The sequence below is a fragment of the Catellatospora paridis genome (assembly GCF_009720365.1).
Lineage (GTDB): Bacteria > Actinomycetota > Actinomycetes > Mycobacteriales > Micromonosporaceae > Catellatospora > Catellatospora paridis.
In genome coordinates this window covers 17,908-37,638 of sequence record NZ_ML769320.1, presented here as the reverse complement: position 1 = coordinate 37,638, position 19,731 = coordinate 17,908, and the positions used below count along the sequence as shown (strand labels likewise).

Here is a 19,731-nt window from a genome sequence, read left to right as displayed (position 1 = left end):
CGGGTCCTTGATCGTCCGACTTGCCTGGCACCTGTGCGTATCTTGAAGCGCCATTCGCCCATGTGCCAGGCAAGTCGAGTGATCTAGAGGGGGCTCACCACGAGGTGGGCATGGGCATGCCCTCGGTGTAGCCGGCGGTGGACTGGACGCCGATCAGGGCTCGGGCGTGGAACTCGTCGAGGGTTTTGGCACCGGCGTAGGTGCAGGCGCTGCGGACTCCGGCGACGATCTCGTCGATGACGTCCTCGACCCCGGGACGGGCCGGGTCCAGGTACATCTTGGCGGTGGAGATGCCCTCCTCGAAGACGGCTTTACGGGCCCGGTCGAACGCCGAGTCGTCGGCGGTGCGCGCGCTGACCGCCCGCGCCGACGCCATGCCGAAGTTCTCCTTGTAGCGCCGCCCGTCCGGGTCGGTGTAGAGGTCGCCGGGCGACTCGTAGGTGCCCGCCAGCCACGACCCGATCATCACGTTCGCCGCGCCCGCGGCCAGGGCCAGCGCCACATCCCGGGGATGGCGTACGCCGCCGTCGGCCCACACGTGCCGGCCCAGCTCACGGGCGGCCGCCGCGCACTCCAGCACCGCCGAGAACTGGGGCCGCCCCACCCCGGTCATCATCCGTGTGGTGCACATCGCGCCCGGACCGACGCCGACCTTGATGATGTCGGCGCCCGCCGCGACGAGATCGCGTACTCCCTCGGCGGTCACCACGTTGCCCGCCACGATCGGAACCGCCGGGTCCACCGAGCGCACCGCGCGCAGCGCGTTGATCATGCGTTCCTGGTGGCCGTGCGCGGTGTCCACGACCAGCACGTCCACCCCGCCCTCCAGCAGCTCGGCGGCCTTGCCGGCGACGTCGCCGTTGATGCCGATCGCGGCCGCGACCCGCAACCGCCCCTTCTCGTCCAGCGCCGGGGTGTACAGCGTCGCCCGCAGCGCGCCCTGCCGGGTGGTGATCCCGGCCAACCGCCCCTCGTGGTCGACGACCGGCGCGACCTTGCGCCGCCCCTGGTGCAGGATGTCGAACGCCTCGCGCGGGCTCGCCGTGGCGGGCACCGTCAGCAGCTCGGTCGACATCACGTCGCGCACCTGCGAGAACCGGTCCACCCCCATGGTGTCGGACTCGACCACCAGGCCCACCGGACGGCCCTGCTCGTCGACCACCACCACCGCGCCGTGCGCCCGCTTGGGCAGCAGGTGGATCGCGTCGCCGACGGTCTCGTGCGGGCGCAGCGTGATCGCCGTGTCGTGCACCAGGTGCCGCTGCTTCACCCAGCCGATCACCTCGGTCACCACGGCGCTCGGGATGTCCTGCGGGATCACCGCGAGACCGCCGCGCCGCGACACCGTCTCGGCCATGCGCCGCCCCGCGATCGCGGTCATGTTCGCCACCACGATCGGGATGGTGCACCCGGTCCCGTCGGCGGTGGACAGGTCCACCTCCATGCGCGAGCCGACCTCGGAGCGGCTCGGCGCCATGAAGACGTCGCTGTAGGTCAGATCGTGCGCAGGCTGCGCACCGGACAGGAACCGCATGAGGCCATCTTCACCCATCAACCGGGCACGCAGTGGCCGACCTCCGGATCAGCGGATCCGGGTAAGGGTGACCTCGACGGACTGGCCGGTGTTGGAGGGGCCCGCGTAGACACCCTTGAGCGGGGGCACGTCGCCGTAGTCGCGGCCGCGGCCGACGACCACGTGCCGTTCCCCGACCGGTACGCCGTTCGTCGGGTCGTACGCGTGCCACTTCCCCGACCACCACTCCACCCAGGCGTGGCTCTGCCCGGTCACCGGTTTGCCCAGCGGCGCGTTCGGGGTCGGGTGCAGGTAGCCGGAGACGTACCGCGCGGGCAGGCCCATGGCTCGCAGCAGCGCCACGGACAGGTGCGAGATGTCCTGGCAGACGCCCTGCTTCTGCCGCCACACGTGCACCGCGTCGGTCATCACTCCGGTCGTCCCCGGCGTGTACTCCACCTCACGCCGAACGAGGTCGAAGACGGCCAGCGCCGCCTCGTCCGGGCCGTGCGCGGCCCGCAGCTCCGCGGCCAGCGCACCCAGCTCCTCGTCCAGCGCGGTGCGCGGCGTCGGCAGCAGCAGTTCCTGCCAGCGGTCGACGTCGTCGGGATCGGTCAGCTCCGCCCAGGACGGGCCGTCGGTGGGCAGCGCGGCGGGGCCGGAAGTCTCCACGGTCGAGTCAGCGATGACCTCCAGCACCTCGTGCGCCACCTGCACGTCGAACGATGTCACCGTGGTGCCCCAGTAGTCCTGGTAGCGGTAGGTGCGAGCGGTGGGCCACACACTGACCCGATCGTCGAGCACCGTCTGCCGCACCTCTGTGCTCGGCGACATCCGCGCCTCGTTGTACGACGAAGCCACCGGCCCCCCGTACTGGAAGCCCGTCCGATGCCGGATCTGCAACCGCCACCCAGGTCCGGAGATCGTCATGAGAGCCGTCCTTCCACGGAGTACAGGGTCATGCCACCGCTCCGGCCTGCCAGTGGACGGCGGCGGTCTGGCGGAAGTAGCGGGCCGAGACGGCGTCGTTGACCTGGGAGCAGGTGCGTTCCAGGCCGGACAGGACCGGGCCGAGGTCGGCCAGTAGTTCGTCGGGGGCGCGGTAGGCGAGGTCGGTGCGGGCGCGGCCGAGGATGCGCTGGGCGTCGGTGCCCACGCCGACCCGGCCGGTGCGGGTGGTGCCGCCGGTCGGCTCCAGCTCGGCCAGGCAGGACTCGGCGGTGACGAGCGCGGCCAGGATGGACCGCGGGAACAGCCGGTCGAGCAGCAGGAACTCGGCGGCGTGCCGGTCGCTGAGCGACCCGCGGTAGGTGCGCAGGTAGGTCTCCCACGCCCCGCACGAGCGCAGCAGGGTCAGCCAGTTCGGGATGCTGCCGCCGGCGCGGGTGTGCGTGGACAGCAGCCGCGCGGTCATGTCGACCCGCTCCACGCTGCGGCCCAGCACCAGGAACAGCCAGCCCTCGTCGCGGCTCATGGTGGCGTCGGCGAGTCCGGCCAGCACCGAGCAGCGCTCGCGTACCCAGGTGAAGAACTGGTGCACGCCGCCCTCCTCGATGCGGCGGCGCGATCCGGCCAGGCCGAGCCAGGTGGTGTTGAGGCACTCCCACATCTCGGCGCTGACCGTCTCGCGCGCGCCGCGGGCGTTCTCCCGGGCCGCGGCCAGCGCGCCCAGCACCGAGCTGGTGCTGGTCAGGTCGAGGCCGAGGCGTTCCACGACGCCGGGCAGGCTGGCGCTCTCGTGCTCGCCGATCGGCAGGCCCATGACCCCGAGCAGGGATCGGCAGGCCTGCTCCTCGTCGGTCCACGGGTCCTGCAGCATGCGGTGCAGGTGTACGTCGAGGATGCGGGCGGTGTCCTCGGCGCGTTCGACGTAGCGCCCGATCCAGTAGAGCGATTCGGCGATCCGGCTCAGCATTGAACCCTCCCGTCGGCTCGTGCCTGCTGCTGCTGCTGTTGCTGCTGGTTGTTGCCGGACTGGCCCGGCCCGGGGTCCGGGCGGCGCGGTGAGGGGATCACCGCGATCTCGCCGGGGAACGGGTCCTGCTGCCATTCCTCGGCCGGGGCGCCCGGCTCGGGCAGCACCCAGGTGTCCTTCGAGCCGCCGCCCTGGCTGGAGTTGACCACCAACGCGCCTTCGGGCAGCGCGACCCGGGTCAGGCCGCCGGGCAGCACCCGGACCTGGTTGCCGTCGTTGACCGCGAACGGCCGCAGGTCCACGTGCCGCGGTCGGAGCCGGTCCTCGATCAGCGTCGGCACCATGGACAGCTTCACCTCGCGCTGCGCGATCCAGCCGCGCGGGTCGAGCTGGATGCGCTGGCGCACGTGCTCCAGCTGCTCCTCGGTGGCCTGCGAGCCGATCACGATGCCCGCACCGCCGGAACCGTCCACCGGCTTGAGCACCAGGTCGTCCAGCCGGCTCAGCACGTACGTGCGCACGTCCGGGTCGTCGAGGCGGTAGGTCTCCACGTTGGACAGCAGCGGTTCCTCGCCGAGGTAGTAGCGGATCAGGTCCGGCACGTACGTGTAGAGCAGCTTGTCGTCGGCGACGCCGTTGCCGATCGCGTTGGCGATGGTGACGTTGCCCGCCCGCGCGGCGTTGAGCAGGCCCGCGCAGCCGAGCATCGAGTCGGCCCGGAAGTGCACCGGGTCCAGGAACTCGTCGTCGATGCGCCGGTAGATGACGTCGACCCGCTGCTCGCCCGCGGTGGTGCGCATGGCCACCTCGTTGCCCGCGCAGACGAGGTCACGCCCCTCGACCAGCTCCACGCCCATCTCCCGGGCCAGCAGCGCGTGCTCGAAGTAGGCCGAGTTGTGTACGCCGGGCGTGAGGACCACGACCGTGGGATCGTCCACTCCGGCCGGTGCGGAGGCGCGCAGCGCCTGCAGGAGCATGCCGGGGTACGACTCCACGGGTCGCACCCGGGTCTGCGCGAACACCTCGGGCAGCACGTGCGCCATGGCGCGCCGGTTCTCCATCACGTAGCTCACCCCGGACGGGGTGCGCACGTTGTCCTCCAGCACCCGGAACTCGCCGGCCTCGTCGCGGATCAGGTCGACCCCGGCGACGTGCACGCGCACCCCGTTCGGCGGCACGATGCCGGCCGCCTCGCGGTGGAAGTGGGCGCTGGTCACGATGATGCGCCGGGGCACGATGCCGTCGCGCAGCGCGTGGCCCTCGCCGTACACGTCGGCCAGGAACGCCTCCAGCGCCCGCACTCGCTGGGCGACCCCCGCCTCGACCTGCCGCCACTGCTCGGCGGCGATGATGCGGGGCACGATGTCGAGCGGGAACGGCCGCTCGACGCCCTTGAGGGCGAACGTGATGCCCTGGTCGAGGAAGGCTCTGGCCAGCACCTCGGCCCGGATTCTCAGCTCGCTGCCGGCCAGCGGGCGCAGCGTCGCATGCAGCGCCTCGTAGGTCGGCCGGGGCTCGCCCGGAACACCGAACATCTCGTCCCAGCCGGGACCGAGCGGGTAATCCTCGAAAAGGTCCGCCATGTCCCGACGCTACGCGGACCGCGTTGCGATTGCGTAAACGATGTGAGATGTGGGACGGCCGCCCGGTCAGCCGCCGCCGTACAACCGTCCGATGTCGATGAGTTCGACGTCGGTGCGGGCGTCGGCCTGCCGCCGGAGTTCCGCGGTGAACCCGTTGCGGCTGAACAGCAGCAGGCGGACCGGTGCCGCGACCTTGGTGCCGGGCAGCAGCTCACGCAGGTGCGCCAGGCGCTCCAGCTCGGCGGTGCCCACCTGTCTGCCGGTGGCTTTCGCCTCGCCGATCGCCCTGACGACCGTCGGCTCGTACGAGTTCTCGCTGAGCGCGACGACGTCGATCTCGTGCCCCTGCCGGTGTTCACGGCAGGCGATCGTCGCCGACCTGACCTGGTTGACGAATCCACCCCGGCTCGCGTCCGCCGCGTAGACGAGGGTCCACTCGCGACAGAGCTGCTCGAAGTGCGGACCGTAGATTTTCGCGTCCACGGTGTCGCGGACCGTCGGCCAGACCCGGTCGCCGCCGAGACCGGCGATCGCCGCCTCCCGCGGCCGGATGACGAGCTGGTGGAAGCGGATCACCGGTTCCGCGATCCGGTACACGGGGCGTTTCGCGACCAGCGCGTCCTCGACCCGCTCGATCAGCCGCACCTCCTCCAGCACGGCCAGGGCGTGACTCAGCGAGCCGTCCGGCCGCGCCAGCCTGCCCGCGATCTCGCTGCGGCGGCAGGCCCCGCCCGCGATGGCGTTCAGCACCGAGAAGTACAGCGTCTCGTCGACGAGCTCCGGCTGCTCGTACAGCAGCACGTTGCCCTCGCGGAACATCGCGGACAGCGGGTTGAGCAGCCCGCGCTCGACCCAGCCGTCGATGCCGTCCTCGGCTAGCGGCCCGGCGCTCATCCCCAGGTACGCGGGCGTGCCGCCGACCAGCGCGTGCACCCGGAAGGCCGCGTCCGGATCACCGTCGAGCCCCCACAGCTGGGACGTGGCGCGGTAGTCGAGGGTGGCGAGGTTCATCTCCAGCACGGCCCGGCCGCGCAGTGGAGCCGTGCCGATCAGCAGCTTGCGCATGGTCGTCATGGCGCTGCCGCACAGGATCAGCCGGGTCCGGCTCTGCCGCATCGCCCGGCTCATCGGGCTCAGCGCGGCCTGGATCAGCGACGGCAGCGCCGGTTCGTCGTCGAGCAGGTAGGGGAACTCGTCGAGCACGACCAGGGTCGGGCCGTCACCGCGCTCGCCGAGCCGCAGCAGCGCGTCGATCGCCTCGCGCCAGTCGGCGAACCGGACCGGGTCCTCGGTGCCCGTGTAGGCGCGGTAGGCCTCGCTCAGGGCGCGCAGGTTCTCCGGGCCGTAGAGCTGGGAGGCGGTGAACATGAAGCCGTTCGCCGCGAGGCTCAGCAGCTCCAGCATGAAGGTCTTGCCCTGCCGTCGGCGGCCGTAGACCAGGCCTAGCGAGGCGCCGAGCGCGGGGTTGACGGCGAACTGCGCGAGCGCCTGCCACTCGCGATCGCGTTCGAGCAGCTCGGAGGGCTTGTCCAGCATCCAGCCTCACTTCATCGCAACTCCAGTTACCATAACTGGAGTTGCGATGAAGTGCACGGCCTACTCGACGTCGTGCTGCATCAGCTGGCGAGCGGCCTCGGCAAGGCTGCCGCTCAGCGACGGGTAGATGGTGATGGTGTGGGCGAGCTGGTCCACGGTCATGTGGTTCTCCACTGCCATGGTCAGCGGCATGATCAGCTCGCTGGCGCGGGGGGCGACGACCACGCCGCCGACCACGATACCGCTGGCCGGACGGCAGAACAGCTTGATGAACCCGTCGTCGAGGCCGGCCATCTTGGCCCGGGCGTTGCCGGCCAGCGGCAGCATGACCTGCCGGGCCGGGACCTTGCCGCTGTCCACGTCGGCCTGCGAGATGCCGACCGTGGCCAGCTCCGGGTCGGTGAAGACGTTCGCGGCGACGGTGCGCAGCCGCAGCGGGGCCACCGCCTCGCCGAGCGCGTGCCACATCGCGATGCGGCCCTGCATGGCCGCGACGCTGGCGAGCGGGAGCACTCCGGTGCAGTCGCCGGCGGCGTACACCCCGGGCACGTTGGTGCGCGACACCCGGTCGACCGTGACGTAACCGCCGGGGCCCACGTTGACGCCGTACTCGGGCAGGCCCAGGTCGGTGGTGTTGGGGATGGAGCCGACCGCCATCAGCGCGTGCGAGCCGGTGACCACCCGGCCGTCGGACAGCGTCACCTCGACGCCGTCGCCGACCCGCTTGACCGAGTCGGCCCGCGAGTTGTTCAGGATGGTCATGCCGCGGGCCCGGAACACCCGCTCGATGGCCATCGCGGCGTCGGCGTCCTCGTGCGGCATGACCCGGTCGCGCGACGACACCAGGGTGACCGGCACGCCGATGGCCAGGTAGGACGAGGCGAACTCGGCGCCGGTGACGCCGGAGCCGATGACGATCAGGTGCTCGGGCAGCGCGGGCAGGTCGTACACCTGCCGCCAGGTCAGGATGCGCTCGCCGTCGGGCACCGCGCTCGGCAGCCGCCGCGGCGTGGCGCCGGTCGCGATGAGCACCGTGCCCGCGTCGATGGCGTACTCGGCGTCGCCGTCGGCCGGGCGCACCCGCACCCGGTGGGTGTGCCCGAGGGTGTCGTCGCCCATCTTCGCGGTGCCCTTGACCAGGGTGACCCCGGCCTTGATCAGCTTCGCGTGGATGTCGCCGGACTGCGCCAGGGCCAGCCGCTTGACCCGGCTGTGCACCGCGTCGGCGTCGACCGTGATGGCCTCCAGGCCGTCGGAGTGGACGCCGAACTCCTCGGTGTCGCGGTAGCTGGTCACCACCTCGGAGCTGGCGATGAAGGTCTTGGACGGGACGCAGTCGTGCAGCACGCAGGCGCCGCCGGCGCCGTCGGCCTCCACGACCGTGACGTCCGCGTCGAGCTGTGCGGCGACGAGCGCCGCCTCGTATCCGGCGGGGCCGCCACCGATGATCACAATCCGACTCACGGTGTCATTCTTCCCTACCGGGCAAGTCCGCCAGGCGCGGATGCGACCCGGCTCACGCTCACTCGGTGTGCCCGAAAAGACACCGAGTGGTCCGACACGCACGGGCGTATTCTCAGCGAGCGGTCCGGGCGGCTATCGTCATCGCCGTGCGTCATTACGCAGCGTACGGCTCGAACCTGGACCCAGCCCGCATGCGGGCCTACTGTCCGCACTCGCCTATGGTCGGGACCGGCTGGCTCGAAGATTGGCGGCTGACCTTCGCAGGCGAGGACGAGGTCGGCTGGGAGGGCGCGGTCACCACGATCGTCGAATCGCCCGGAGACAGGATCTTCGTGGCGCTCTACGACGTGCACCCGTGGGACGAGGCGGCGCTCGACGAGGTCGAGGGCGCGAACGCGGGCACCTACACCAAGCTGCAGCTACGGGTCGCGACACTCGACGGCAGCGCGCTGGCCTACGTCTACGTCTTCCACGGGTACGAGGGCGGCCTGCCGACCGCCTGGTACCTGTCGGAGATCGCGAACGCGGCGGAGAAGGCGGGCGCGCCCGACGACTACGTCGCCGCGCTGCGCGCCCGGCCCACCCGGACGGTCCGGCCCTAGCTCAGGGCCGCCCGCTCGTAGATGTTGGCCTGGTAGGCCGCCCGCATGCCGACGCCGGTGTAGAGCCGGATGGCCTCGGTCGGGTTCGCCAGGTCGACGCCGAGTCCGGCGGAGACGCGGCCGTTGGCCAGGTAGCGCGCGAACGCGGCGGCCAGCAGCGCCCGGCCGACGCCGCGCTTGCGGAACTCGGCGCGCACCGCCAGGTGCTTCACCCAGCCCTCGTTGACGGCCTCGCTCTGCTCCGAGGACTGCAGTATGCCGGCCATGGCCCCGTCGACCTCGGCGACGAACCACTCGTCCAGGCGCACCCGGTGCCCGTCCAGGAAGCGCTCGCGCCACCGGTCGTAGCCCGTCGGCTGGTAGTCGGGCGTGTCCCGGAACGCCGCGTCTAGCACCGCGAAGAACTCCGGCAGGTCGTCCTCGCGCACCGGGCGCACGGTCACGCCGGGCACCGGGGCGACCGGCGGCGCGGGCAGGTCGAGCTGCATGCGGGCGTACTGCTTCACGAACTCGAAGCCCGCCGCGGTCAGCGACTCGATCCAGGGCAGCTCGACCGGGATGGCGCCGGCCCGTACCGTGCCCTGCCCGCCGCGCTCGCGGGCCCGGCGCTCCGTCTCCGCCAGCATCCGGGCCAGCAGCGGCCGCATCGCGGGGCGGCCGCCCTCGGGGTGGACGTACACCTCCAGGAAGTCGCGCGGGGCGTCGCCGGGGTTGTCCAGGTAGCCCCAGCCGGCGATCGCGCCGGCGGCGGTCACCGCGACCGTGCTGTACGGCCCGGCCAGCGCCTCGACGACGTCCTCCGGGGCGAAGTCGGCGAAGCCGACCGCGGTCATGTCACTGGCGTGCACGAGCGCCAGCAGGTCGCCGGCGTCGGCGTCGGTCGTCGGCCGGAATGACCAGCCCTCGGGAAGTTCGTCGTCGCTCACGCCCGCCATCCTGGCAACCCGCCCCGATGACCACCAGCGGATTAGAAGTCAGCGGCGGCGGGTGAAGACGGTGCGGGTGGTGTCCTTGAGGATGGTGATCCATTCGCCGCGCTCGGCGGGGGTGAAGTTCTGCACAGCCTGGCCGCTGATGCGGTCGGCCACCGCGTCGGCCCAGGCGCGGCGGCGCAGCAGCGCAGCCACCGGCGGGTACGGCGGCTGCCAGCCGAACGCGACCGCGGCCGCCTCGCCCTCAGGCCCGGCGATCAGCGCCTCCATCGGACTCAGGCCGCTGGACCGCACCCCGAGCAGCAGCGCCCCGGCCCGGTGCTCGCGCAGCAGGTGCAGCGCGACGGCGGCCCGCGCGCCGGGCCCGTCCCCGGGCACCGGCATCGCCCGCCACGCGGCGAACAGCGGCAGGCCCGCGCCGTCGGCGGCGAGCACCGCCTTCTCGGTCAGTTCGACCAGGCGGTCCACCTTCGGCGCGTCGTCGAGGTGCTCGCTGCCCCAGCGGCAGCACTCGGCCAGCAGGTGCGCGGCGACCTCGCGGGGCGACAGGGCGCGCCGGGCCGCGTCCCAGCCGTCCCGCACCGCCTCGGGGGTGATCAGGCCCAGCGCGGCGGCCACGGTGTCGGGGCGTACGTCGCCCAGCGCCCCGCCCCGCCCGGCGACGTAGCACGCCCAGCCGGTCAGGCCTAGTTCGCGGGCGCGGCGCAGGGTCCGGGGGCATTCCAGGAACGCGCCGCCGAGCCGGTTCACCGCATCGGCCGCCATCGCCGCGGTCTGCATGGGCGTCGCCGTCAAAGGGGGTGTCACAGGTGGATTGTGCCGCGCCGGACGCGCCGGGTCAGCCCCCCGGAAAGCGGGTGCGACGTGGACCGCGCCGCCCTAGGCTGGCCCGCGTTGCATACACCCTCGTCGAAAGCGTGGTGCGCGGTGCGCGCGGACATGTACTTCTCGGTCGACGTCGAGGCCGACGGACCGATCCCGGGGCCGTACTCGATGCTGAGCTTCGGTGCGGCGGTGGCCGGGACCATGGGCGAGGCGTTCGCGCGGACCGACCCGACCGCGGCGACGTTCTACCGCGAGTTGCGGCCGATCAGCGACGAGTTCGTGCCGGCCGCACTCGAGGTGTCCGGGCTGGACCGCGAGGCGCTGCAGCGTGAGGGCGCCGATCCCGAGGTCGCCATGCGCGAGTTCAGCCGGTGGGTGACCACGACCGCGGGCGAGCACCGGCCGGTGTTCGTGGCGTATCCGGCCAGCTTCGACTGGATGTTCGTGTACTGGTACCTGATCCGGTTCACCGGGGCGAGCGTGTTCGGGCACTCGGGCTGCCTGGACGTGAAGACGGCGTACGCGATCCGGGCCGGCGTGCCGTTCGGCCGGGCGCACAAGCGGGCGATGCCGAAGCAGCTGCTGTCCACCCGGCCGCACACGCACCACGCCCTGGACGACGCGGTCGAGCAGGCCGACCTGTTCGCGAACCTGATGTCCTGGCAGCCCTAGGCGTCCACGGTGGTGCCCGGGGCGAGCCGGGCGTACTCGGCGCCGGAGCGGGCCGTCATCAGGGCGTCGGTCAGGGTGAGCCCGTTGTCCGAGAGCAGGCTGTCGTGCAGCGCGTACGCCCGCTGCGGCCGGACCGCGCGGACGAAGTCGATCGCCTCGGAGATCTTCAGCCAGGGCGCGGAGACCGGCACGAACAGCGTCTGCACGGTCGCGCCCTCGGGCACGTCGAACGAGTCCCCGGGGTGGTAGAGCGACTCGTTGACCAGGAAGCCCAGGTTCGCCACCTGGGGGATCTCCGGGTGGATCACGGCGTGCAGCCCGCCGTACGCGCGCACCAGCAGGTTGGCCGCGGTGAACGCGTGCCCGGCGGTGACTCCGACCGCCGCGCCGTCCCACTGCGCGGAGAACTTGTCCACCACGTCCGGGTGGGCGTAGATGGCGATCGAAGGCCGCTTGGCCAGCGCGTCGGCCAGCCGGTCGGCGTCCACGTGGTCGGCGTGCTCGTGGGTGAGCAGCACCGCGTCGGCCCCGTCGAGGGCGCGCTCCGACTCGCTCCACGCTCCGGGATCGATCACCACGACCGCGTCGTCGTGCTCGATCCGCAGGCAGGAGTGCGAGAACTTCGTCACCCGCATCGGTGGCCGCCTTTCCATCTCTGTCCGGATCCGTGTCCCGACTGTCGTCCTTCCGTGACCAGTCTGCCGGAACCTGAGGGGTCATGAGTGACGTCCGCAAAGGCATGAAGAAGACGTTCGTAGTAGCGGCGCTCAGCGGCCTGCTGTTGCTCGCGGGGTGTTCGTCGTCGTCGTATGACAGCGGCACGGACGCCAGCGCGGAGAAGCCCGCCACCGGCGACCTGGCCTATCCGGGCGCGGAGGGCGGGGCGAATCTCGGCGAGAAGGCGGGCGCGCCCCAGGCGGCCGCACCCGACGGCGTCACCGCCACCGGCGGGCCGGTCGTCGGCCGGTCCCTGATCTACCGCGGTGAGCTGTCCGTACGCGTCGACGACGTCGCCGCGTCCGCGGACCGGCTGACGTCGCTGGTCACCACGGCCGGCGGGCACATCGGCGCGGAGAAGCGGATCAACGACGGCACCGAGTCCCAGGCCTCGATCACGGTCCGGGTGCCCGCGAAGCAGTTCCACGGCGTGGTGGAGCAGATCGCGAAGCTGGGCACCGAGGTCAACCGCAGTTCGAACACCGAGGACGTCACCGAGGCCGTCGTCGACCTGGACACCCGCATCGCCGCCCAGCGCGCCAGCGTCGAGTCGGTGCGCCGGATGTTCACGCAGGCCAAGCAGCTCAGCGAGGTGGTGATGCTGGAGCGCGAGCTGAACCAGCGCCAGGCCGAGCTGGCCTCCCTGGAGCGCAAGAAGGCGGGCCTGGACGACCTGGTCGCGTTGTCCACGATCACCGTGACGCTGGTCGGGCCGCACACCGAGCTGCCCGAGCCCGAGGAGGAGCCCGCCCCGGGCTTCCTGGGCGGCCTGGAGGCCGGCTGGGACGCCTTCGTCGCCACGGTGCAGGTGGCCCTGGCCGTGCTGGGCTTCCTGCTGCCGTTCCTGATCGCGCTCGCGATCCCGGTAGGCCTGGTGGTCGCGCTGCGCCGCCGCAGGGCCGCGGCCCCCCCGGCACCGGTCCCGGCGACCGTGGCCGCGGCTCCGCCCGCGACATCCGACGAGGACTGACCCGGAGACGACGAAGCCCCCAGTGCCGCGAGGCGCCGGGGGCTTCGTGTCGATCAGGCCGGCAGGAGGTCGATCAGGTCAGAAGGAGGGGGAGGCCAGGGCCGCCAGCGCGGTGTGCACCATGGTGCGGACGCCGTAGCCGATGGCACGCTCGTCGACGTCGAAGGCGGACTGGTGGATGTCCATCGGGGCCGCGCCGGGGATGCCGGTGCCCAGGCGGATCATCGCGCCGGGCACGTGCTCGAGGTAGAACGCGAAGTCCTCGCCGCCCATGCTGATCTCGGCCTCGACGACCCGCTCCGCGCCCAGCGCCGCGCCGGCCGCGCCCGCGATCACCGCCGACGCCATCCGGTCGTTGATCACCGGCGGCACGCCGCGGGTGTATCGCACGTCGGCCTTCGCCCCGGTGCCGGCGACCACGTCCCTGATCAGCTGAGTGACCAGGTCGGGCGCCTCGCGCCAGGCGTCGCGGTTGAGCACCCGGATGGTGCCCTTGGCGCTGCCCTCGTTGGGGATGGCGTTCGAGGCCTCGCCGGCGTGGATCGAGCCGAAGACCATGGACAGGCCGGCCCGCGGGTCGACCCGGCGGCCCAGCAGCGCGGGCACCTCGGTCACCACCCGGCCCAGCGCGTACACCAGGTCGGCGGTCAGGTGGGGGCGGGCGGTGTGGCCGCCCTTGCCGCTCAGCCGCACCTCGACCGCGTCACAGGCGGCGGTGATGGCGCCGGAGCGCACGCCCACGATGCCCACCGGCAGCTGCGGCGCGCAGTGCAGGGCGTAGATCGCCGCGACGTCCTTCAGCGCCCCCGCGGAGATCATCTCAGGTGCGCCCGAGTTGATCGACTCCTCGGCGGGCTGGAAGATCAGCCGCACCCGGCCGCCGATGCCGCCCTGCTGCTCCAGCTGGGCCAGCGCCAGGCCGACCCCGAGCAGCACCGTGGTGTGCACGTCGTGCCCGCAGGCATGGGCCGCGTTGGGCACCGTCGAGCGGTACGGCACGTCCTTGGTGTCGGGCAGCGGCAGCGCGTCGAGATCGGCCCGCAGCGCGATGACGCGGTCACCGGAGCCGATGTCGCACATGACGCCGTTGCCCCGGGGCAGGAACTTCGGCTGCAGGCCGGCGGCCGCGAGCTCGCGGGCGACCAGTGCGGCGGTCTCGAACTCCTGGTGCGAGAGTTCCGGGTGCGCGTGAAGGTGACGCCGTACCGCTACGAGGTTCGCGCCGTGCGCGGCGAGCCAGCGGTCGAGCCGGCCGGGTAGCGGATCGGTGTCCGACATGATCTCGGACACCATGGACGACGTCAGCAAGCTGCTCTTCGGCAGCGCCAGCGCACTCGTCACGGCAGATTCTCGATCTCGGTCGATGGGATAAACAGCGTCCAGCCTAGCCCTGCACCGGTGACTCTGCGCAACTGCGTTCTTGTAGTAGTTGTGTCGCTCAGAGTTACATTCGAGCAGGTAGGAGCCGTCGCAAGTGTGCAGGACGCTCGATGGCAAGTGTCCTCACCTCCTACAACGGGTGACGACGTGCCGGGTCACGCATCACGCGAGACTGACATCACCGCCCATAATCCCGTCGCACACGAGGTGCGCACGACCACCCCGGCGGGGGATGGCCCGCCGGGGTGGGTGCAGATCGTGGGGTCAGAAGGTCTCACGGGGGGCGTGCACGCCCCAGACGCCGCGCAGGGCGTGGCAGACCTCACCGACGGTGGCCTTGAGGCGCAGGGCCTCGCGCATCGGGTAGAGCACGTTCTCGGTGCCCTGGGCGGCGGAGCGCAGCTTGTCCAGGGCCGCCTCGACCGCGTCGGTGTCGCGCTCGGCGCGCAGCCGGGCCAGGCGGGCGGCCTGCTCGGCTTCGATCGCCGGGTTCACCCGCAGCGGCTCGTACGGCTCCTCGACGTCGATGGTGAACCGGTTCAGGCCCACCACCACCCGCTCGCGGGAGTCGATCTCCAGCGCGGTGCGGTACGCCGAGGACTCGATCTCGCGCTTCTGGAAGCCGGCCTCGATGGCGTCGACCGCCGAGCCGTACTCGAAGACGCGCTTGATCAGCGCCTGCGCCTCCGCCTCGATCTCGTCCGTCATCGCCTCGACCACGTACGAGCCCGCGAACGGGTCGACCGTGGCGGTCAGGTCGGTCTCGTACGCGAGCACCTGCTGGGTGCGCAGGGCCAGCCGGGCCGCCTTCTCGGTCGGCAGCGCGATGGCCTCGTCGTAGGAGTTGGTGTGCAGCGACTGGGTGCCGCCCAGGATCGCGCCGAGCGCCTGCGCCGTGACCCGGACCAGGTTGACCTCGGGCTGCTGGGCGGTGAGCTGCACGCCCGCGGTCTGGGTGTGGAAGCGCAGCATCCACGACTTGGGGTCCTTGGCGCCGAACTCCTCGCGCATCACCTTCGCCCAGATGCGGCGGGCGGCGCGGAACTTCGCCACCTCCTCCAGCAGCGTGGTGCGGGCGACGAAGAAGAACGACAGGCGCGGGGCGAACGCGTCCACGTCCAGGCCCGCGGCGATCGCGGCGCGCACGTACTCGATGCCGTCGGCCAGCGTGAACGCGATCTCCTGCACGGGCGTCGCGCCCGCCTCCGCCATGTGGTAGCCGGAGATCGAGATGGTGTTCCACTTGGGAATCTCGGTCCGGCAGTAGGCGAACGTGTCGGCGACCAGGCGCAGCGAGGGCTTGGGCGGGAAGATGTACGTCCCGCGGGCGATGTACTCCTTGAGGATGTCGTTCTGGATGGTGCCGTTGAGCTTGTCGCCCGGCACCCCCTGCTCCTCGGCGACCAGCTGGTAGAGCAGCAGCAGCACGCTGCCCGGCGCGTTGATCGTCATCGAGGTGGAGACCTGGTCCAGCGGGATGTCGCGGAACAGCAGCCGCATGTCCTCGATCGAGTCGATCGCGACGCCGACCTTGCCGACCTCGCCGTGCGCGATCGGCTCGTCGGAGTCGTACCCCATCTGGGTGGGCAGGTCGAACGCCACGGACAGGCCCATGGTGCCCGCGTTCAGCAGCTGGTGGTAACGAGCGTTCGACTCCACCGCCGTACCGAACCCGGCGTACTGGCGCATGGTCCACGGCCGCGAGGTGTACATGGTCGGGTAGACACCCCGGGTGAAGGGGTACTGACCAGGCTTTTCACCGTCGGCCGGGCCGTAGACGGGCTCGATCGGGAAGCCGGACTCGCTACGCCGTGTTGAACGCTCGTTCATACCCGGGATGTTAGGCGGCGGCGCCGCCCGCCGGGGTGAGGGATTGCGCACATCACGTACACCCAGGGTGATGACAGGCGGACGGAACCGTGAAATTCGGCCTCAGAACCCACCCACGGCTTTCGCTGCGGCGGCGCGTCGTACAGGATAGGGGTCGAGTGACCCATTCCCCTTTTGCCATCGTCCCCTCTCCTTTGGCGGCATCAGCAGTGACCACCCATGCATCCACCTGGAGCGGCAGCCCCACTCCGGGCCGCGCGGCTCCGGGCACCGTCATCGGCGGACGCTATTCACTCCGCACCGCGATCGGGCACGGCGGTATGGGCACCGTCTGGCGCGCCGCCGACACCGTGCTGCGCCGCGAGGTCGCGGTCAAGGAGGTCGTGCTGCCCCCGGGCCTGGCCGCCAGCGACGCCGCCTCGATGTACGAGCGCACGCTGCGCGAGGCGCGTGCCGCCGCCAGCCTGTCGCACCCGAGCGTGGTCCAGGTCTTCGACGTGGTCACCGAGGGCGGCCGACCCTGGATCGTGATGGAGCTGCTCGACGCGCGCGGCCTCGCCGACATGGTGATCGAGGACGGCCCGCTGGCCCCCCGCGCGGTCGCCAAGATCGGCGTCGCGCTGCTGGGCGCGCTGGAGGTGGCGCACGCCGCGGGCGTGCTGCACCGCGACGTGAAGCCGGCCAACGTCCTGATCACCAAGGACGGCCGCTGCGTGCTCACCGACTTCGGCGTGGCCAAGCTCCCGACCGACGTGCAGCTGACCACCCCGGGCATGGTGCTGGGCTCGCCCCACTTCATCTCCCCCGAACGCGCGCTGGGCCACCGCTTCGGCCCGCCCAGCGACCTGTTCTCCCTCGGCGTGACCCTGTACACCGCCGTGGAGGGCCGCCCGCCGTTCGACAAGGGCGACCCGCTGGCCACCATGCACGCCGTGGTCGAGGAGGAGCCCGTGCCGCCGCAGCGCTGCGGCCCGCTGCGCGAGGTGCTCTACGGCCTCATGGAGAAGGACCCGGACCGGCGCTGGGACGTGCCCACCGCCCGCGCCACGCTGCGCGAGCTGCTGGCCGGGTCGCTGGCCCAGAACGCCGTGCCACAGCACGTCACCGACCCCTGGGCGGTCGTCGCGCCGCAGCCCAGCACGACCGCATGGGTCACCCCGGCCGCCGCGCAGCCCGAGCGCCCCGCCAAGGAGATCGGCGGCCGGGCGCTGCTGCACACCGGCGAGATGCCGTCCTCCCGGGCCGGCGGCCCCGCCCGGCCGGGCGCGGCGGACCCGCTGTACCTGCCGACCGGAGCGCACCCCGCGCCGACCGGCGCCATGCAGACGGTCACCCCCAAGGCCGCCCGGCCCGCCGGCCCCGCGAAGCTCGACGAGCTGGTCGGCCAGGTCAGGACCTTGCCGAAGAAGATGCGCCTGGCCGTCGGCGCGGGCCTGGCCGGCGTGCTCGTGGTCACCGGTGTGGCCTGGGCCGTGATGGGCGGCGACGACGCGAACACGCCCGCCGCGACCGGCCCCTCGCCGAGCGCACCCGCCGCCTCCTCCGCCTCCTCCCAGGTGCCCGAGGGCATGGAGCGGGTGACCTTCAAGGACGTCACGGTGCTGGTCCCCAAGGGGTGGACGCCGGTCAAGTCGGGCAGCTACGTGGACTACCGCGATCCCGCCGACAAGGACCGCTGGCTGCGCATCAACGTCTACAAGCCCGGCTCCAACCCGACCAAGGAGCTGGAAGGCGCGGAGAAGAACTTCAAGAAGGTCGACCGGTGCCAGAAGGACACCTACCAGCGCATCGACTTGAGCGCGCAGAAGCTGGGCACCCTGGAGACCGCGGCGCAGCTCGAATACCAGTGCACCCCGCCCGCCAAGAACCCGCGCCACGCGGTGTGGCGCATCGGGGTCGCCGGCGGCACGGCCTACCACATCTACCTGTCGACGTGGGAAGACTCGTTCGCCCAGGACAGGGCGTTCTTCGACCAGGCGGTCGACTCCTTCACGATCGCCGCGACCTGAGGGGTTTGCCGAGCAGAGGACCGGTCCGCGTGTTATGAAACACCGATGACCGACAACCTTGCCGATCGCGTACGCCACTGGATCGCACAGGACCCCGACCCCGACTCGCGCAAGGAGCTCCAGCCGCTGCTGGACGCCCTGCCGGCCACCGAGGCGGAGCTCGCCGACCGGTTCAGCGGACCGCTCACGTTCGGCACCGCCGGCCTGCGCGGACCGCTGCGGGCCGGGCCGAACGGGATGAACCTGGCCGTCGTCCGCCAGGCCGCCGCCGGGCTGGTCAACTGGCTCACCGAACGCGAACCGGGCGGCCTGCTGGTCATCGGGTACGACGCGCGCCGCGGCTCGCACGAGTTCGCGTTGGAGACCGCCCGGGTCGCGACCGGCTCCGGGATGCGCGCCGCGCTGATGCCGCGCCCGCTGCCCACCCCGGTGCTGGCCTACGCGGTGCGCGCCATGGACGCGGTCGCGGGCGTGATGGTGACCGCGTCGCACAACCCGCCCCAGGACAACGGCTACAAGGTCTACCTGGGCGAGCACCTGGGCGGCCCGCTCGGCGCGGGCGCGCAGATCGTGCCCCCGGCCGACCAGGAGATCGAGGCGGAGATCCGCGCGGTCAAGCTGCTGTCGGCGGTGCCGCTCGGCCACCCGGGCACGGTGCTCGGCGAGGACATCCTCGACTCGTACCTGACCGCCGCGGCCGCCGTGGTGCAGGACGACCAGCCCAAGGACCTCGCGGTGGCGTACACCCCGCTGCACGGCGTCGGCGGCAAGGTGCTCGGCGACGCGTTCCTGCGCGCCGGATTCGCCCTGCCCGCGGTCGTGCCCGCGCAGGCCGAGCCGGACGGCACGTTCCCGACCGTGGCCTTCCCCAACCCGGAGGAGCCGGGCGCGATGGACCTGGTCCTCGCGCTGGCCGCCGAGCGCCGCGCCGACATCGTCATCGCCAACGACCCCGACGCCGACCGCTGCGCCGTCGCGGTGCCGGTCGGCAACGGCAACGGCTGGCGCATGCTGCGCGGCGACGAGGTCGGCGTGCTGCTCGCCGACCACCTGATGCGGCTGGGCCGCACCGGCACCTACGCCACCACCATCGTCTCCTCGTCGATGCTGCGGGCGATGGCCGCCAAGCGCGGCGTGGGGTACGCCGAGACGCTCACCGGGTTCAAGTGGCTCGCCCGCGCCGCGCCGGACCTCGCCTACGGTTACGAGGAGGCGCTGGGCATCTGCGTGGCGCCGTGGATGGCCCGCGACAAGGACGGCATCACCGCGGCGCTGCTCGTCGCCGAGCTGGCCGCCGGCCTGAAGGCGGAACTGCGCACGCTCACCGACCGGCTGGACGAGCTGGCCGCCGAGTTCGGCCTGTACGTCACCGACCAGCTCTCGGTGCGCGTGGACGACCTGGACGAGATCGGCCGGATGATGGCGCACCTGCGCGCCAAGCTGCCGACCTCGCTGCTCGACGAACCCGTCACGTCCACCGAGGACCTGCTCGACCGCCCGGCCGAGTCGGCCTCCGACGTGATCATCCTGCGCACGGACACCGCCCGCGTGGTGGTCCGGCCATCCGGGACCGAGCCCAAGCTCAAGGCATACCTGGAGGTGGTCGAACCGGTCGCCGAGGCCGACGTCGCCTCCGCGCGCGGGCGCGCCGCCGCCACCATCCGCGCCCTGCGCACCGAGGTCGCCGCAGCCCTCGGCATCTGGTCCGTCAGCCCGTAAGACATAGGAAGGGGGCCGTGCACGAGTCATGACGGGGGAAGTGGCCCCGCAACCCCGCCCCCGC

The 19,731-nt window shown here is 72.1% G+C and carries 16 protein-coding genes; 5 read left to right on the top strand and 11 right to left on the bottom strand.

The window, feature by feature from the left end:
• Positions 1-94: 94 nt before the first annotated feature.
• From F9C41_RS22715 to F9C41_RS22690, 6 genes are all read right to left on the bottom strand, one after another.
• Positions 95-1,534 carry a GuaB1 family IMP dehydrogenase-related protein gene (locus F9C41_RS22715; RefSeq protein WP_155388855.1) on the bottom strand — a complete coding sequence of 480 codons (1,440 nt, stop codon included), beginning with the start codon at positions 1,532-1,534 and terminating at the stop codon, positions 95-97.
• Positions 1,535-1,582: 48 nt separating this feature from the next.
• Positions 1,583-2,443: a transglutaminase family protein gene (locus tag F9C41_RS22710; RefSeq protein WP_155388854.1), complete on the bottom strand. Its 861-nt coding sequence runs from the start codon at positions 2,441-2,443 to the stop codon at positions 1,583-1,585.
• Positions 2,444-2,471: 28 nt separating this feature from the next.
• Positions 2,472-3,428: an alpha-E domain-containing protein gene (locus tag F9C41_RS22705; protein ID WP_155388853.1), complete on the bottom strand. Its 957-nt coding sequence runs from the start codon at positions 3,426-3,428 to the stop codon at positions 2,472-2,474.
• A complete protein-coding gene (locus F9C41_RS22700) occupies positions 3,422-5,011 on the bottom strand; it encodes a circularly permuted type 2 ATP-grasp protein (protein ID WP_155388852.1) in 1,590 nt (529 codons plus the stop codon). The genes F9C41_RS22705 and F9C41_RS22700 overlap by 7 nt, the downstream gene beginning before the upstream one ends.
• A 66-nt stretch (positions 5,012-5,077) precedes the next feature.
• Positions 5,078-6,547 carry an AAA family ATPase gene (locus F9C41_RS22695; protein WP_155388851.1) on the bottom strand — a complete coding sequence of 490 codons (1,470 nt, stop codon included), beginning with the start codon at positions 6,545-6,547 and terminating at the stop codon, positions 5,078-5,080.
• Positions 6,548-6,607: 60 nt separating this feature from the next.
• Positions 6,608-8,011: an NAD(P)H-quinone dehydrogenase gene (locus F9C41_RS22690; RefSeq protein WP_155388850.1), complete on the bottom strand. Its 1,404-nt coding sequence runs from the start codon at positions 8,009-8,011 to the stop codon at positions 6,608-6,610.
• A gap of 146 nt (positions 8,012-8,157) precedes the next feature.
• Between F9C41_RS22690 and F9C41_RS22685 the strand changes: the two genes are divergently transcribed.
• Positions 8,158-8,613, top strand: a complete 456-nt coding sequence (locus tag F9C41_RS22685; RefSeq protein WP_120318058.1) for a gamma-glutamylcyclotransferase family protein — start codon at positions 8,158-8,160, stop codon at positions 8,611-8,613.
• On the opposite strand, the gene F9C41_RS22680 is transcribed toward F9C41_RS22685, so the two are convergent.
• Positions 8,610-9,539, bottom strand: coding sequence for a GNAT family N-acetyltransferase (locus F9C41_RS22680; protein ID WP_230689899.1), 930 nt, complete (start codon positions 9,537-9,539; stop codon positions 8,610-8,612). The two genes, F9C41_RS22685 and F9C41_RS22680, sit on opposite strands and share 4 nt — an antisense overlap.
• 48 nt (positions 9,540-9,587) lie before the next feature.
• Positions 9,588-10,325, bottom strand: coding sequence for an SCO6745 family protein (locus F9C41_RS22675; RefSeq protein ID WP_155389018.1), 738 nt, complete (start codon positions 10,323-10,325; stop codon positions 9,588-9,590).
• Between the two features lie 147 nt (positions 10,326-10,472).
• Here F9C41_RS22675 and F9C41_RS22670 point away from each other — a divergent pair, with 147 nt between their 5' ends.
• The gene (locus tag F9C41_RS22670) at positions 10,473-11,042 is read left to right on the top strand and encodes an exonuclease domain-containing protein (protein ID WP_230689898.1); all 570 of its coding nucleotides are present in this window, start codon (positions 10,473-10,475) and stop codon (positions 11,040-11,042) included.
• On the opposite strand, the gene F9C41_RS22665 is transcribed toward F9C41_RS22670, so the two are convergent.
• Positions 11,039-11,677, bottom strand: coding sequence for an MBL fold metallo-hydrolase (locus F9C41_RS22665; protein WP_155388848.1), 639 nt, complete (start codon positions 11,675-11,677; stop codon positions 11,039-11,041). The two genes, F9C41_RS22670 and F9C41_RS22665, sit on opposite strands and share 4 nt — an antisense overlap.
• Before the next feature lie 83 nt (positions 11,678-11,760).
• Between F9C41_RS22665 and F9C41_RS22660 the strand changes: the two genes are divergently transcribed.
• Complete coding sequence (locus F9C41_RS22660) at positions 11,761-12,729, top strand: DUF4349 domain-containing protein (RefSeq protein ID WP_155388847.1); 969 nt, start codon at positions 11,761-11,763, stop codon at positions 12,727-12,729.
• A 78-nt stretch (positions 12,730-12,807) separates the two neighbouring features.
• Here the strand turns inward: F9C41_RS22660 and F9C41_RS22655 are convergent, their stop codons facing one another.
• Together F9C41_RS22655 and F9C41_RS22650 are read right to left on the bottom strand one after the other, a co-directional pair.
• A complete protein-coding gene (locus tag F9C41_RS22655; protein WP_196279900.1) occupies positions 12,808-14,070 on the bottom strand; it encodes an amidohydrolase in 1,263 nt (420 codons plus the stop codon).
• Positions 14,071-14,373: 303 nt separating this feature from the next.
• A complete protein-coding gene (locus F9C41_RS22650) occupies positions 14,374-15,939 on the bottom strand; it encodes an acyl-CoA mutase large subunit family protein (RefSeq protein WP_155388846.1) in 1,566 nt (521 codons plus the stop codon).
• Positions 15,940-16,148: 209 nt separating this feature from the next.
• On the opposite strand from F9C41_RS22650, the gene F9C41_RS22645 reads away from it, so the two are divergent.
• Both F9C41_RS22645 and F9C41_RS22640 read left to right on the top strand, forming a co-directional pair.
• The gene (locus F9C41_RS22645; RefSeq protein ID WP_155388845.1) at positions 16,149-17,948 is read left to right on the top strand and encodes a serine/threonine-protein kinase; all 1,800 of its coding nucleotides are present in this window, start codon (positions 16,149-16,151) and stop codon (positions 17,946-17,948) included.
• 45 nt (positions 17,949-17,993) lie between these two features.
• A complete protein-coding gene (locus tag F9C41_RS22640) occupies positions 17,994-19,667 on the top strand; it encodes a phospho-sugar mutase (protein WP_155388844.1) in 1,674 nt (557 codons plus the stop codon).
• The last annotated feature ends 64 nt before the right edge of the window (positions 19,668-19,731 follow it).